We start from the raw sequence: 14,192 nt of genomic DNA, 5'->3' as shown, positions 1-14,192 counted from the left end.
TTAAGTGGAAACCCTCAGCGCAAGCTGGGGGTTTTTGCGTTTCAGGGGATGATTTTATTGACTGACTGACCCCAGTTTTTTATCTGATGGATATGCCGCTTTGGCAACCGGTAGCCCATCAGTATGTTAATAATCAAAATACATTACAGTTATAGCAACAAGTATATAAAAATAACTTAAACCAGTTTTTAGGCTTATAGAAAATTAGCAATACTATAAGTTTGACCAATTTTTATGGCCTTAGGTATGAGTAAATAACATTTTCAGGCAATATTACATCAATACTTTTTTATTTTTTTTAAATAAATCATGTAAATATATCTTATTCTGTTTGTTGTGAGAGTTTCTTAGTTGGAGGAAATATATTTTTTGGCATATAAAGTTTAATTTAAAGTGATGTGTAATCATGAAAATCTATTTATTCTCTTGTAAATCGACATTGAAAAATGTTTCAGTGTTAAGAATAAGTTTCATTATTTTAATTCCATTTGTATTGATTTAAGAAATAAGATTTAAAAGAGAAAACTCTATATTTTCTTACCTGGTAAGAATAGTGATATTTGTTATGCTGTATATAAAACTTTAAAGCAGCATATAATTGAGATGATATTTTACCGGTTAAAGAATATTTCTTAAATAGAATATTTAAACATTGTAGTTCGGATAGTCGTTGGATTAGTTTTCTTTACTTTTTAACTCCAAAAAGCAGATCCTGCATTTCATATCTTTGAAATGCTTATTTTTAAGCAGAACTAGAATTGATTAAATTAAAAAATCCCCTGAAGTTATTCGCAACAGGGGATTTAGAGAAAATAATCAGCTTTATCGATTCAATTATAGAATACGATTAATCAGCCTGTCTACTCGGATACGGCGTAAACGACGGATAAGTTTACGCACTTTGACTGGGTAAAGCTGGATACTGTCCAGTTCCTGATAATTACTGACAATCGTAGTATGAGTACGGATACAGTTTAGTTCTTTTGTCCGTTGTTCCTGCATTTCTTTATTAGGATCGTGGATAAGAATTGCATTTTCTAAATCCAGTCCCCAGGCACGAGGATTAAGATTATTTCCTGTAATCAATTGCCATTGATTATCTACCCACACACCTTTCAGATGGTAGCTATTATCACCATCTTTCCATAACCGTACAGTTAGTTGATCGCTATCTACATAACGCTGTAGTCTGCTGATAAAACGGCGCAGGTTGATTTCATATAGGTATGGCAATGCACCGATAATTTTAAATGGTTCTTCCGGTGGAATATAAAAATCGTTGGCAGTTTTATCGCCAACAATAATTTCCACTTGTTTACCCTGACGAAGCAGATGAACAATCAGTCGAACAATGATAGCTGGAAGGTTAAAATACGGAGTGCAAATAACCAGTTTTTGTTCTGTACTGGCGATAAGATGACTGATGGTTTTATTTAGCAGGTTTTTCTTCCCCAGACCGGCAAGTGGGGTGACAGATAATTCATCGTTCGTTGCCTGATTATTTATCTGATAAGTCGTGTATCGCAGAGAAAAGCGAAATTGACGGATCAACGGTTTAATTTCAGGGCTACGGGGACGATTCTTACAATTCAGTTTTTGTACAGCGTCTGTAGCGATAATGTAATTATCAACAAAGTGTTTCATTGTTTCTGCAAGTTTTGCATTATGAAGCAAGTGGTAGCGATCATAACGATATTTATCATGTTGGTGTAGATAAACATCATTAATACTCGCTCCGCTATAAATCACCGTATCGTCAAAGATAAAACCTTTTAAATGTAAAACTCCCAGTGCTTCACGGGTATTTACTGGTACACCTAATACTGGAATTTTTACATCAGAATATGTTTCTGCCATGGAACAATACCAATCGGCATTAGTTGCCATTGCAACATCACCAATTCGTCCACGTTGTGCCCGATGCCAGTCAACAAGAACTTTAATGTCCAGATCCGGACGTTGTTGTTTAGCTGCATAGAGCGCATTAAGGATATCTCTCCCCGCGTCATCGTTTTCCAGATAGAGGGAGATGATATAAATATGTTTTTCAGCATTAGCAATTTTTTCCAGCAGGATGCTGCGGAACACTTCAGGTTGATAAAGTGTTTTAATATCAGCAACTGACTGAGGTAGCTTAGGCAGTTGTGCAAGGTGTTGTTGGTGTTTAGCTTGTTTGAATTTAGACAACATCACAGTGCGTTTTTTCTCTTATGTTGGATGGCTGAAATACGACTATATAAAGCAATGAAGCAAATGATCTGGCGATAATACCATTTGTTCGGTTAATTGGGAGCATGATTTAACGCTCTGCTACCTAATGATTCAAGTCTGTGCGATTCATCACGTAGTTGATTTAAAGTTCGAGGGCTAAGTTTACAATGCCGTCCTCAAATTGAACATCTATGGTAAATCCAAGTTTTTTAGCCAGTTTTATCATAGTGCGGTTTTCTGGCATGGTGATGGCGTTGAGACGGCTTATGCCATGTTCCCGTGTATAATTAATCAGCTTGATCATCAGCTGATGTCCAAGGGTAATCCCTTTTAAATCAGAGCGTACCAGCACAGCGAATTCTGCCTCTACATTATCAGGGTCAGCTATGGCACGAGTGACACCGATAATTTCCGGAGTAGTCTTAGGATGACGCACAGCAACAAATGCCATTTCACGGTCGTAATCAATCTGAGTCATATTCGCTAAATCATCGTGAGTGAATTCGCTGATTTCACTGAAGTAGCGATAATAAAGATCTTCTTTGGTGACCTGACCAATAAAATCTTTTAGCAGAGGTTCATCTTCTGGCAGAATCGGACGTAGAAGGCATTCGGCACCACCTTTCAGTTTTATGGTTTCTTCCAATTCGCTTGGATATGGGCGGATAGCCAATCTGGTCCGAGGATCACCTGCTATCGAAGATAATTCCATTGAAACATCAAGTAGTGTGAATTCATCACCGGAAGCCAGTAATGGGTGAATATCTAGTCGTACAATTTGCGGGCAATCAAGTAACAGGTTAGAGACTTGAACCAAAAGTCGGCTAAGTGCCAGCACATCTAATGATTGAGGGGAGCCCCTGAGTTTAATTTTTCTACTTTTAATGGCTTGAATAACCAGATATCGCGCTAATGCCATATTAAGCGGTGGCAATGCTACGGCTGCTTGTGTTTCCTGTGACCATTCAACACCACCTTCTCCCAGCATAATCAGTGGACCAAATACCTCGTCTTGTTCTACGGCAATTCGCAACTCTTGTGCTCCGGCACGGTTTGCCATGCTCTGAACTAACAGTCCCTGAACTCTTGCTTGTGGGAAATTCTGGTTGACACGTTCGATAATCGCTTGAGCAGAAGCTCTGACTTCATCTGCGTTGCGCAAATAGAGCATAACCCCCTGAACTTCTGATTTATGCGGGATATCTGGCGAACGTAATTTCAGGGCGACAGGATAACCGATCTGTTGGGCGATACTGACCGCTTCATCACTGTTATGAGCAATCCATGTTGGAAGTGTATTGAGACCATAGGCTTCCAGAATAGGTTGAACTTCATGAGTATCCAGACGAGAATTCCCCTGTTCCAGAGCTTGTTGTATGCACTGATGGGCGCGGGCCGTATTGGCTGTGATGTTTGCTGATAGTGTTGGTGTTTCTGTTAATTGTTTCTGATTGCGGCGATATTCCACCATATGCATAAAAGCAGTAACGGCACCTTCCGGGGTTCGGTAAGTTGGAATACCTGCTTCACTGAACAGGCGGCGGGCTTCTTGTGAAGAATATTCTCCGCACCAGTTAGTGAAGATAGTCAGCCATTTTCCCCGTGGGTGTTTACGGATTGTATCAATGACTTTTGTGGCGGTCTGAATGCCGGGAGCCATTGCGCTAGGAGAATGAATAAGTAGCAGTGCATCATGGTCATGGCTGTCTAGCAAAGGTTTTAGTGCAGTGATGTAACGTTCCACTGTCGAGTCATCTCTTAAATCCAGCGGATTGTGGAGGGAGATAGTTTCTGGTAGTTGTGTTTTCAATGCCCTCGTTGTTTCTTCACCTAATGTTGCTAACTTACCGTTACGACGGAATAATTCATCTAGCGCCATTGCTGCTGGAGCCGCGCCATTACTAACAATAAATAGTCGCTCTCCCCGTAAAGGTGACATATGGCTTAATGTTTCTACCGCAGAAAACATTTCATGTGTATCTTGCACCCGCAATAATCCCGCACGCTGAATTGCTGCGTCATAAGCAGCATCCAGATTTTGTTGTTCACCAAGTAATTTCTGGGCCTGCTTGGTGCGGCCGCTTTTAACCACCAAAATAGGTTTATTGCGGGAAGCACTTCTGGACGCTGAAAGAAAACGACGGGCGTCATGGATATGCTCCAGATAGAGCAGGATAGCACTGGTTTTACTGTCACGAGCTAGGAAATCAAGCAGATGATCAATATCAATATCTACACTGTCGCCCAACGCGATAAAGTAGGAAAATCCGACTCCCCGGTGTTGAGCCCAGTCAAGAATCGTATTTGATACCGCCGCAGATTGAGAAATAAAGGCTAGTTTTCCTTTGAGTATTGGAACTGGAGAAAAGCTGGCGTTTAATCCTTGCCAGGGGGCTAATAATCCCAAACTGTTTGGTCCAAGTAGTCGGATACTATAGCGCTGGCAACACTGCTTTAGCTCAGTAAATTGGGGCTCTGGTGAGGAAAGAATAATAACTGTTTTACAACCAAGTTGTCCCAGTTGTTCCAGACATTGCAAATTGCGGCCATGATGAGTACAGATAACAGCCAAGTCTGGTGTGATCGGTAATTTATCTATTGAAGGATAGGCTAAAACCCCTTGAACGGAATCGCTATTGGGTGTTATCGGCAGTATTGGCCCGGCAAATCCTCCTGCAAGCAGGTTGCGCATCATAACTGAACCCGCTCGTTCTGGTTTTTCTGAGGCACCAATTACTGCAATGGATTTTGGGCGTAATAAAGCTTCAAGTCCGCGCTGGCTCATCAGGAGGCTCCTTGTTAGCGATTAATGTGGTCACTGTAACGGATTTTGTTGGTAATTGCTGTGATTTACGCTATCGGGTGATGAGGTTTACCTGCCAGATATTGTTGATGAAAATAGCTAAAATGAGTAAGCAGTCGCTGAGAAGCCATTAAGTCTCCAGCTTGTTCCAGGATGGTAGCAGTCACTTCTGCGGTACAATGTTGTTCTTCTCTAGCGGACACCCGCAGTGAATAATCTGTTTTTGCTGTACTGTTGACTGATAACAATGAAATATCATTCAGGTAAGGGCTGGTAGGAAAAAAATTAAAGGCATATTTTAATGGATTGTGGTTGTCAGAGGTAGCTTACCATGCACACATCAGGTAATCTTCGCGCCATAAAGTAGTTGGAGGGACGAATGAACGATTCATACAGTGGTAAAAATGGCAAAGTCAAAGTGATGTATGTCCGCAGTGAGGACAATAATGACAGCCGCGGCAATAACAAACGTCCGTCGGGTAAAGGGCGCGATCAAGGTCAGCGACGTCGGGACAATGAGCGATCATCCCGTTCTCCGCGTGTTACTGAGCGTGAAAGATCGCCCTGGAAAACAGTTTCTCGCCCTGAGAGTGATTCTTTAACGCCAGAACATGGCGGTATCAGTGGGAAAAGCCAGATTGATCCAGAACAGCTTCGTCGTCAGCGCATGGAAGAAACCCGGATTTATGGTGAAAATGCTTGTCAGGCGATGTTTAAAAACCGTTCAGAGGCGATAGTTCGTGCCTGGTTTGTTGAGTCAGTGACACCACGCTTCCGTAGTGCTCTAAAATGGATGGCTGCCAACCGCAAAGCTTATCATGTTGTGGATGAAGCTGAACTGGCGAAAGTGTCAGGCACTGAACATCATGGCGGTGTTTGTTTTCTAATTAAAAAACGCAGTGGTTTTGATGCGGAGACCTACTTGAAAAGTGCTCCGGTAAAAGACTGTGTTCTGGCTCTTGAAGATGTGGGTAATCCACATAACCTTGGTGCTATTATGCGAAGCTGTGCACATTTCGGTGTGCAGGGTGTGATTTTGCAGGATGTGGCTTTGTTAGAATCTGGTGCGGCTATTCGTACAGCAGAGGGTGGCGCTGAACATATTAAAGGTATTGATGCTGATGGTTTTACCACCACACTGAATAAATTTCGTGAAGCGGGTTACACCATTGTGACAACATCCAGCCATAAAGGCAGCACCAATTTAGCTAAAGTTGAATTACCTGAAAAAATGGTTCTGGTACTTGGTCAGGAGCATGATGGCTTGAGTGACAGTGCTTGGGAACATGGCGATATGAGTTTGTTTGTCGGGGGCACTGGTTTGGTTGAAAGCCTGAATGTTTCTGTTGCAACAGGCGTTATGTTAGCTGAATGGTGGCGACAGAATAGAGCTTGATAGTAAAAGCGGGAGCTGTCGTGCTCCCGTTTTGCTATTTAAGATTCAGTGAGCTCCGCTAACACTCTTTTTACTTCCTTGTGTGAATGGGGGTTTCGCTAACCAGACGAGCATAATCAGAATCAGGAATACCCCGGCGGAGAGCCAGAATATTTCATTTGCTGAAATTATGAGTCCCTGATGGGTAATTTCTTTTGCCAGATAAGCAGAAATTTGTTGGTTATTCATTCCCAATGCCGATAATTGCTGATAAATCTGTTGAGTTTCGGGATTATAAGGATTGATGTATTCAGTAAAATGAGCGTGATGCATTGATTCGCGTTGAGTCCACATGGTCGCTGTTAGTGACGTTCCTATTGAACCTGCCAATGTTCGGACAAAGTTGGACAGACTGGATGCAGATGCCATGCGTTCTGGCCGTAAGCCAGAAAGGGTAATGGTTGTTAGCGGCATAAAGAAACAGGCGATAGCAAGCCCTTGAATAAACTGAGGCCACGCGGAAGCGGCAAAATCCATTCTTGGTTCGAATGTATATGCACGCCAGTAATAACAGACAGCGTATATAACAAAGCTGAATGTCACTATGTAGCGCATATCTACTCTATTGCCGAACTTACCAATCAGTGGTGATATTATCAATGGCAACAATCCTACCGGCGCTAATGCAAGCCCTGCCCAGGTTGCTGTATAGCTAAACACTTCCTGTAATAACTGAGGTAACAAAACAATTGTGCCGAAGTAGAGTAGATAAGCCAAACTCAGGCAGAGGCAACCAATAGTAAAATTGCGTTCTTTGAACAGCGACAAATCAATAATTGGGTTGTCATCGGTTAATTCCCATATTGTCAGACATATCAATGCTATTACGGCTATAACAGCTAATACGATAATTTCTGTAGAATTAAACCAGTCCAGTTCTTTACCCTGATCCAGCATAATTTGCAAACAACCCACTCCGATGACCAGTAACACGAGTCCTATTGTATCGATAGGCTTGATCTCTGTTTGGGTGTCACGTCCTTTCAGTGTTTGCATAGCAATCAGAATAATCGCTATACCAACAGGAACGTTGATAAAGAAAATCCATCCCCAATGATAGTTATCACTGATATAACCACCCAGAATAGGGCCAAAAATCGGTGCGACAATAATAGTGAGTGACCATAACGCCAGCGCCATATTTCCTTTGGCGGGGGGATAATTGTTCAGTAGCAGACTTTGCGAAAGAGGAATAAGAGGACCAGCAACTAATCCCTGAATAACCCGGAAGAAGATTAGCATTCCAAGACTGTTGGAAATCCCGCATAGCCAGGAAGCTATAGCGAACAGGGCTGTTGACCAGATGAATAGCTTAACTTCACCGATGCGCTTTGCCAGCCATCCGGTAATCGGGATGGAAATCGCATTTGCAACACCGAAAGAGGTAATGACCCAAAGTCCCTGAGAATTTGATGACCCCAGATTACCTGAGATAGTGGGTATCGCTACGTTAGCAATTGTGGAATCCAAAACTTGCATGAAAGTTGCCAAGGATAGTGCAATGGTCATCCATGCAAGTTTGGCCCCTGTGAGCGGCTGTCTCATCACTGTTGCCTTCTGTCTGTATTGTTTTTAAGCGTTATTATTAATTATGTCGTTGGCTATTTTATTTGCAGGGGACATATCTATTGTCAGCGCAGAGGTGTGATAAGCCGATTTGGTGCGTGTTCTGTCAGACAGAACAGGGCCATCAGAACGGGTGGTATCTACTCTTACTTTAGTCGAGAGGCCGATGCGTAACGGGTATTTTTCTAATTGTCCAGGATCCAGTGTAATGCGGACAGGTAAGCGTTGAACAACTTTAATCCAATTGCCACTGGCATTCTGAGCAGGCAATAAAGAGAAGGCGCTGCCTGTACCCATATCAAGGCCAGTGATTTTGCCACTAAATATTTTGCTTCCACCGTAGAAATCGCTGGTGATTTCGACGGGTTGACCGATACGCATACCGGCAATTTGAGTTTCCTTGAAGTTAGCTTCTATCCACATATCGTTTGCTGAAACTATCGCCATTAGTGGTGTATTTTTATTGACTTGTGCGCCAACTTGTACACTGCGGCGTGAGACATAGCCGTCAATTGGGCTGACTATTTTAGTGCGTTGTAGCGCTAGCCAGGCATTACGGACTTCCGCTGCTGCTTGTTCAACGGCAGGTTGTTTCTCTAGTGGTGTATTACGAATAACTGCCTGATTAGCGTTATATTGCTCGATAGCAATATCCAGAGCGGCTCGGGCACTGGCAACGGCTTCCTGTGCATGTTGCAGCTCCTCTTTACCAATCACTTTTTGAGCGCTAAGTATTTCACGACGGCTGAGATCATTTTGAACTTTGGTCAATTCAGAGCGGCGCAGAGCGATATTAGCCCGATATTGTTTACTGTTAATTATCTGCTGATGAGTCTGACGAACACTGTTAGCCAGTGCTGTTTTTGCTTTTTCCAATGCTAACTCTGCATCACGGGGATCGAGTTGTACTAATACACTGCCGCTTTTCACAAAGTCAGTATTATCGAAGTTAACTGTAATTACGCTGCCGGTAACTTGCGACATAATCTGAACTTGATTGCCTGTAACGTAGGCATTATCGGTTTCTTGATGATGGCGTAAAATGAGAAACCAATAAAAAAAGTAGGTAACACCAAGCAGAGTAAATACCAGAGTTAGTAATACTAAGGCACGACTGCGTTGTCTTTTTTTGTTATCGGTTGGATTTTGTGGTGCTGGTACTTCAATTTCCTCATTCGTGCTCATAGTAATCTCCATGCTTGTTATCTATCTTTTGGTCACTATCATCTTTCAGCTCACTTTCCAGTAGTGGTATGTCATCACTACTGGAAAGATGAATTACACAGAATCCAATGTTATCGAAGAATAATAGTTAGCTTTTGGCAGAAAAGATCATCTTGGCTAACAAGGAAATTTTTCTCGAACAATTTAACCAGAAAATTGTTGTTTGGATGAAAATTGTTCGATCAAACAATAAGTTATTTTTTGATACAGTCGCCCATTGTATCAAGTCTGACCAGTAATTTTCTCATTAACGTCTCTAACTGTTTTTGTTCCTCCTGGTCAAGGCATGACCAAAGTTTTCTCAGGCAATCATGTTGAGGTGGAAGTAAACTATTTAAAAATTTTGTACCTTGATCTGTCAGGTGAAGGTGAAGACAGCGACGATCGTTATGACTTTCCTTTCTTTCAATCCACTCCTGCTTTTCTAATTCATCAGCAATACGAGTGGCGTTAGTACGAGAAGAACCTAATGCGGCACTTAATTCTGATGGTTGGATGCTGTGGCTTTCTTTAGTATCAAGGATCATCAGGGCCATGAACAAAGTTTCATTGATTCCTTGAGCTTTCAACATATTATTACGGTTTTCAAGCAATTTGCTTTGGACGTGCATTGATAACCTAGTCAACAGGATCTCTTGATAAGGGATATCTTTATTTAATTTGGCTTGCTGTGCTGCACGAATATTCAGTAATTCTTCGGTAGGCGTAAACGAACTTTCCATTATTTAGATACCTTATTAGTTTCAACTGGTAAGATAACTTTTGTTATCAAACATCCAAATGGTATATTAAAAGATAAATTTAGCAATTGTAGTTATTTATTATCATCATATTTCTTTTGATATTGATACCTAATTCATAAATATTTTGAATGTTAGTCCAAAAAGCAGTGCTCCGAATAGTGTTGCGAGTATAATTTTCTTTGTTTTGTAAAAAATTAAACAGATAGTTAAAAAGCCCACCAGGGTAGGAAATAGCTTTTTACTGTCTCTCATTACATCAGGTACACCTGATACGATGAGTAAAGCGCAGATAGATGCAATGCCAATGCTGTCAAGAATAATGCCTGTTTTTCCGCCTTGTCTGCCGCCAGATTGATGCGCTTTACCAAAACGCAGTGGAAGATAGCGGAACAAAAAGTTAGCTAACCCAACAAATAGTCCGATGAGCAAAATTTTACTGTCAATCATTGTGTTTCCTTTTGTTCATTAGTGTCATTGCAACTGTTTCGTGGTTGTAACAATGCTGCGATACAACCACCGACAATACCTGCCAGAATGGCAACAGGGATTGAGAAAAGCGTAATTCCCAGTAGTGCCCCAGTCAGCGAGGCTGCAACACAATAACTGTTTTGTTTTCTGCAAGATGCAAGCAGAAAACTTAAAAATAGTGCCGGTAACATGAAAATCATGGCAGCTTCTATTGCAGGGTAGGATTCCAGATAACCGTTGCCAAGAAATGCGCCGGCTGCTGTACCAACAACCCAGGCAAGCCAGGAACAGCTCGCAATAGCAACCATCCAGTTTTCACTCCAACTACGTTGGTTCTTAATCAGTTTTGCGGTGGCTGCGGCAAAAACTTCATCTGTTAGACCAAAAGCCCAGATAAGGGTTTTTCTCTCCGTTAGTTTATCTTTGATACGATGTTTTAAAGATGGACCATAAAGGATATGGCGAACATCCATTGCCAGTATTGTCAGGGCAGAAACCCATAAGGACATGCCTGCGCTCAGTAAGGCCGTGATAACGAATTGGCTTGCACCGGCGTAGATGATGCATGAAAAGAAAATGGCTTCTATTGGGGTGAAGCCAAGTTTGACCGCGCTAAGACCAAAAGCAAAAGCGACGGGAATGTACCCGATAACGATGGGTAAACTGTCTACTATTCCCTCAGTAAAGGAGGATTTTTTACTGGGTAAAGGCGTTAATGTGTTAGAAACAGGCATACGATATATCTGGTTATATAAATGTTATGTAACATTAACAAAAGGAAACCAAATAGAAAATATTATCCTTAATAAATGTTTCGTAAATGTTTTTATTTAGACAATCTTTTACCATAACTTGTTTCTTACAACGTTTTTGGATCATGCTTTTTGCCTAAAAACCACACGATCAGGCTGATGATACAGATGGTCATTCCAGCGGCAGCAACGCCATACCAACCTGAATATTTATAAGCATAACCTGAAACCAGAGAGCCAAGAGCGCCACCGATAAAATAGCTGGTCATGTAAGCAGAGGTGAGTCGGTTTCTGGCCTCTGGCATGATGCGATAGATCGTACTTTGATTCGTAACGTGAACACCCTGAATCGCAGTATCAAGGAGTAGAATACCGATCAGAAAGCCGATTAATGATTCTTTGGCGAAGCCAATCGGTATCCATGAAAGAAGTAGTAACACTAGAGCAATGCTGGTGGTCAGAGAACCTTTTCCTGTATCAACCAGTTGCCCGGTTTTAGTTGCCATCAGTGCTCCTGCGGCACCGACTAACCCAAATAAACCGATTATCCCTTCGGAGTAGTTAAAAGGAGGTGCTGAGAGCAGGAATGCCATTGATGTCCATAGAAGGCTGAAATTGGCAAATGTCAGTGCTCCCAGTATAGCGCGTACTCTTAGAAGGGGAGTTGTGGCGACGAGTTTTACAATAGAGCCAAGTAATTGGAAGTAATTGAGAGTGGTCACTTGTTTATAACGAGGCAGGCAGCGCCATAACGTCAGGGAGAGAATGACCAGTAAGATGCTGGCAACCCAAAAAATCGTTCGCCACCCACCTAGCGTGGTCATTGCTCCGGAGATGGTTCTTGCCAGTAATATTCCAAGTAGCAAGCCGCTCATAATTACACCAACGGCTTTTCCTCTCTGATGGGGAAGGGCAAGTGTTGCCGCCAGAGGGACCAACACCTGGGCAACGACTGAAAATAAGCCTGTCAGTGCCGTTCCCAGCAACATTTGCCAAATGTTTTGCGACATAGCGGTAATCAGCAATCCAATAGCGGCTAATATTGTCATTGAGACAATCAGGCTGCGTCGTTCAAACATATCACCTAATGGTACAAGGAATATCAGGCCAACGGCATAGCTCAATTGAGCTGAAGTCACAATAAAACCCGCTTCGCTGGCAGTTAGGTTAAATTGTAACGCGATAGTATCAAGCAACGGTTGCGCATAGTAGTTACTGGCAACAACCAAACCTGTGGCAATGGCCATCAGAGCAATCAAAGCCGGGCTTAATGGTGTATGGGAAATATTCTCTTCCATAGATGTATTTTCTTATGCTTAAACAGCAAGTTAGAGGGAGTAGATAGCTCGCTAAGAGCTTGTAGTCACGCGTTAGATTTTTTGCATTGTAATGAGTTTTTATTACCAGTTTCAATGATAAAACCGGGATGGTGGTAGAAAGAAACCGACAAACATGGAATGAGTTGATTTATTTAGTATAAGGGCGGTGTAAGTGGAAAATAGTGAATTGGCTTATGTCAATTCACTTTATTACTCAGTATGTTAATTGGTTTTTGCGGTCTTGATAGCGGTTTCAATCCAGCTATCAAATAATTTTTGGTGGGCTTTGATCCAACTGTTGGCATGGCGTTCAATATCTGTTTGTGATGCCTCACCATTATGCATACGCAGGTTTTGGGCGTTAATATCAGCAAGCGGTATTTTCATAATAGAAAATAGCTTGGCTGCGGCAGGGTTGTCTTCTGCCCATTTTTTATTGGCGGCAATATGCATAATGCTTGGTGGGAAACCATAATTAGCACCATTTGGCAGCTTTGTGTCTATTTTTTCACCGTTAGGCATAGCCGAGAAAGGAACTTGCAGCCAGACGACATCTTTACCCGGTTTCAGCACATCACTTATCCAGTAAGGTGTCCATGTGTAATATAAAACAGGTTTACCTTCTTTATAGCGGGTAATGGTATCGGCCATCATGGCCGCATAATTCCCCTGATTATGTTCAACATTATTATTCAAGCCATAAGCTTTAAGGTGATAGTTAATTGCGGCTTCACAGCCCCATCCAGGGTTGCAGCCGGTAAGATCGGCTTTGCCATTACCGTTGGTATCAAACAATTTGGCTATTTTCGGATCTTTCAGTTGTGCAATGTTGGTAATGTTGTATTTTTCTGCCGTTTTTTTGTCGATCAAATAACCTTGAGCGGCATTTTCTACGTAATTCCCAACACGGTAAAATTTGGTATCTCCACCTGCTGCCCGATATTGGGTGTTGTGCAGTGGCTCCCAGCTTACGGCCATAAAGGTCGCATCACCGGAAGCGATAGAGGAGTAGGCGACGTTGTAGTCTACTTCTTTGATTGGTTTAACATCATAGCCCAGTGTTTCCAGTGCCTTATTGACAATCAGAGTCTGGAATGTTTCTTCGGTAATCGTGCTTTGTATTGGTTGTACACTGATATTTTTACCAGGTAATTCGACAGCGAATGACTGAGAGCTTATCAGTGATGACAGGGTTATAGCCCAGATAACTATTTTGCGCACAGTTTTTTCTCCTGTAGTCGTCATCATATTTTTATTAAAAACTTGTGGTTTGATATATGCCTTTGCAAGGCTATGCTTTTTTGCTGAATAAATGGATCACTAACCCAATTGGCCCGGAGGTATACCAGTGATTTACGCCTTTGGTGCGGCTGTCGCGACCAAGAGATTGTGTCAAGCGGTCAAGGAGAATCGCGAGAATAACGATCCCGACACCACCTACTGCGGCAAGCCCCATATCAAGACGACCAATGCCTCGCAGAACCATTTGACCTAAACCACCGACGGCAATCATTGAGGCGATAACAACCATTGACAGCGCCAGCATCAGAGTTTGGTTTATACCCGCCATAATTGTCGGCATAGCCAATGGTAACTGAACTTTCAACAGCATTTGGCGAGGACTGGCACCAAAAGATTCGGCGGCTTCTATCAGATCTGACGGAACCTGCT

11 protein-coding genes and 1 pseudogene are annotated in these 14,192 nt (G+C 42.2%); 1 reads left to right on the top strand and 11 read right to left on the bottom strand.

Features of this window, described 5'->3' with window-relative positions; all coding sequences use genetic code 11:
• Nucleotides 1–834: 834 nt before the first annotated feature.
• From pssA to ACGF7G_RS20670, 3 genes and pseudogenes are all read right to left on the bottom strand, one after another.
• Nucleotides 835–2,190 (bottom strand): CDP-diacylglycerol--serine O-phosphatidyltransferase, encoded by a 1,356-nt coding sequence (pssA, locus tag ACGF7G_RS20680; protein ID WP_166295969.1) that lies wholly within the window; start codon nucleotides 2,188–2,190, stop codon nucleotides 835–837.
• Nucleotides 2,191–2,353: 163 nt separating this feature from the next.
• Nucleotides 2,354–4,996 carry a bifunctional acetate--CoA ligase family protein/GNAT family N-acetyltransferase gene (locus tag ACGF7G_RS20675; RefSeq protein WP_387468035.1) on the bottom strand — a complete coding sequence of 881 codons (2,643 nt, stop codon included), beginning with the start codon at nucleotides 4,994–4,996 and terminating at the stop codon, nucleotides 2,354–2,356.
• A gap of 65 nt (nucleotides 4,997–5,061) precedes the next feature.
• Nucleotides 5,062–5,289 (bottom strand): annotated as a pseudogene (locus ACGF7G_RS20670) (DTW domain-containing protein); the annotation flags it as partial.
• A 104-nt stretch (nucleotides 5,290–5,393) separates the two neighbouring features.
• Here ACGF7G_RS20670 and ACGF7G_RS20665 point away from each other — a divergent pair.
• Nucleotides 5,394–6,410, top strand: coding sequence for a tRNA/rRNA methyltransferase (locus tag ACGF7G_RS20665; RefSeq protein ID WP_387468034.1), 1,017 nt, complete (start codon nucleotides 5,394–5,396; stop codon nucleotides 6,408–6,410).
• A gap of 45 nt (nucleotides 6,411–6,455) precedes the next feature.
• Here ACGF7G_RS20665 and emrB read toward each other — a convergent pair whose 3' ends face one another.
• From emrB to ACGF7G_RS20625, 8 genes are all read right to left on the bottom strand, one after another.
• Entirely contained in the window at nucleotides 6,456–7,997 is a 1,542-nt protein-coding gene (emrB, locus tag ACGF7G_RS20660) for a multidrug efflux MFS transporter permease subunit EmrB (RefSeq protein WP_387468032.1), read from the bottom strand.
• 24 nt (nucleotides 7,998–8,021) lie between these two features.
• On the bottom strand, nucleotides 8,022–9,200 hold the full coding sequence (gene emrA / locus ACGF7G_RS20655) for a multidrug efflux MFS transporter periplasmic adaptor subunit EmrA (RefSeq protein WP_387468030.1): 1,179 nt from the start codon (nucleotides 9,198–9,200) through the stop codon (nucleotides 8,022–8,024).
• Nucleotides 9,201–9,433: 233 nt separating this feature from the next.
• Nucleotides 9,434–9,961, bottom strand: a complete 528-nt coding sequence (gene mprA / locus ACGF7G_RS20650) for a transcriptional repressor MprA (RefSeq protein WP_133816158.1) — start codon at nucleotides 9,959–9,961, stop codon at nucleotides 9,434–9,436.
• 129 nt (nucleotides 9,962–10,090) lie between these two features.
• Nucleotides 10,091–10,426, bottom strand: a complete 336-nt coding sequence (ygaH, locus tag ACGF7G_RS20645) for an L-valine transporter subunit YgaH (RefSeq protein ID WP_387468037.1) — start codon at nucleotides 10,424–10,426, stop codon at nucleotides 10,091–10,093.
• Complete coding sequence (locus tag ACGF7G_RS20640; RefSeq protein WP_133816160.1) at nucleotides 10,426–11,184, bottom strand: AzlC family ABC transporter permease; 759 nt, start codon at nucleotides 11,182–11,184, stop codon at nucleotides 10,426–10,428. Before ACGF7G_RS20640 ends, ygaH begins: the two co-directional genes overlap by 1 nt.
• A gap of 125 nt (nucleotides 11,185–11,309) precedes the next feature.
• Complete coding sequence (locus ACGF7G_RS20635; RefSeq protein ID WP_387468029.1) at nucleotides 11,310–12,500, bottom strand: MFS transporter; 1,191 nt, start codon at nucleotides 12,498–12,500, stop codon at nucleotides 11,310–11,312.
• 243 nt (nucleotides 12,501–12,743) lie between these two features.
• A complete protein-coding gene (proX, locus tag ACGF7G_RS20630; RefSeq protein WP_387468027.1) occupies nucleotides 12,744–13,742 on the bottom strand; it encodes a glycine betaine/L-proline ABC transporter substrate-binding protein ProX in 999 nt (332 codons plus the stop codon).
• 70 nt (nucleotides 13,743–13,812) lie between these two features.
• Nucleotides 13,813–14,192 (bottom strand): ABC transporter permease subunit (locus tag ACGF7G_RS20625; RefSeq protein ID WP_387468026.1); only part of this gene is annotated, 380 nt, incomplete at its 5' end.

The organism is Photorhabdus sp. RM323S (genome assembly GCF_042879375.1).
GTDB classification, from domain to species: Bacteria; Pseudomonadota; Gammaproteobacteria; order Enterobacterales; family Enterobacteriaceae; genus Photorhabdus; species Photorhabdus tasmaniensis.
Note: the sequence above shows the minus strand (reverse complement) of the source record. Positions and strands in the feature narration are given on the sequence as shown.

Bases quoted from the DNA above. Each gene is read 5' to 3' on its own strand.
- emrA (WP_387468030.1), bottom strand. From the start codon at position 9,200: ATGAGCACGAATGAGGAAATTGAAGTACCAGCACCACAAAATCCAACC.
- ACGF7G_RS20640 (WP_133816160.1), bottom strand. From the start codon at position 11,184: ATGCCTGTTTCTAACACATTAACGCCTTTACCCAGTAAAAAATCCTCC.
- pssA (WP_166295969.1), bottom strand. From the start codon at position 2,190: ATGTTGTCTAAATTCAAACAAGCTAAACACCAACAACACCTTGCACAA.
- ACGF7G_RS20665 (WP_387468034.1), top strand. From the start codon at position 5,394: ATGAACGATTCATACAGTGGTAAAAATGGCAAAGTCAAAGTGATGTAT.
- ACGF7G_RS20635 (WP_387468029.1), bottom strand. From the start codon at position 12,500: ATGGAAGAGAATATTTCCCATACACCATTAAGCCCGGCTTTGATTGCT.
- mprA (WP_133816158.1), bottom strand. From the start codon at position 9,961: ATGGAAAGTTCGTTTACGCCTACCGAAGAATTACTGAATATTCGTGCA.
- ACGF7G_RS20675 (WP_387468035.1), bottom strand. From the start codon at position 4,996: ATGAGCCAGCGCGGACTTGAAGCTTTATTACGCCCAAAATCCATTGCA.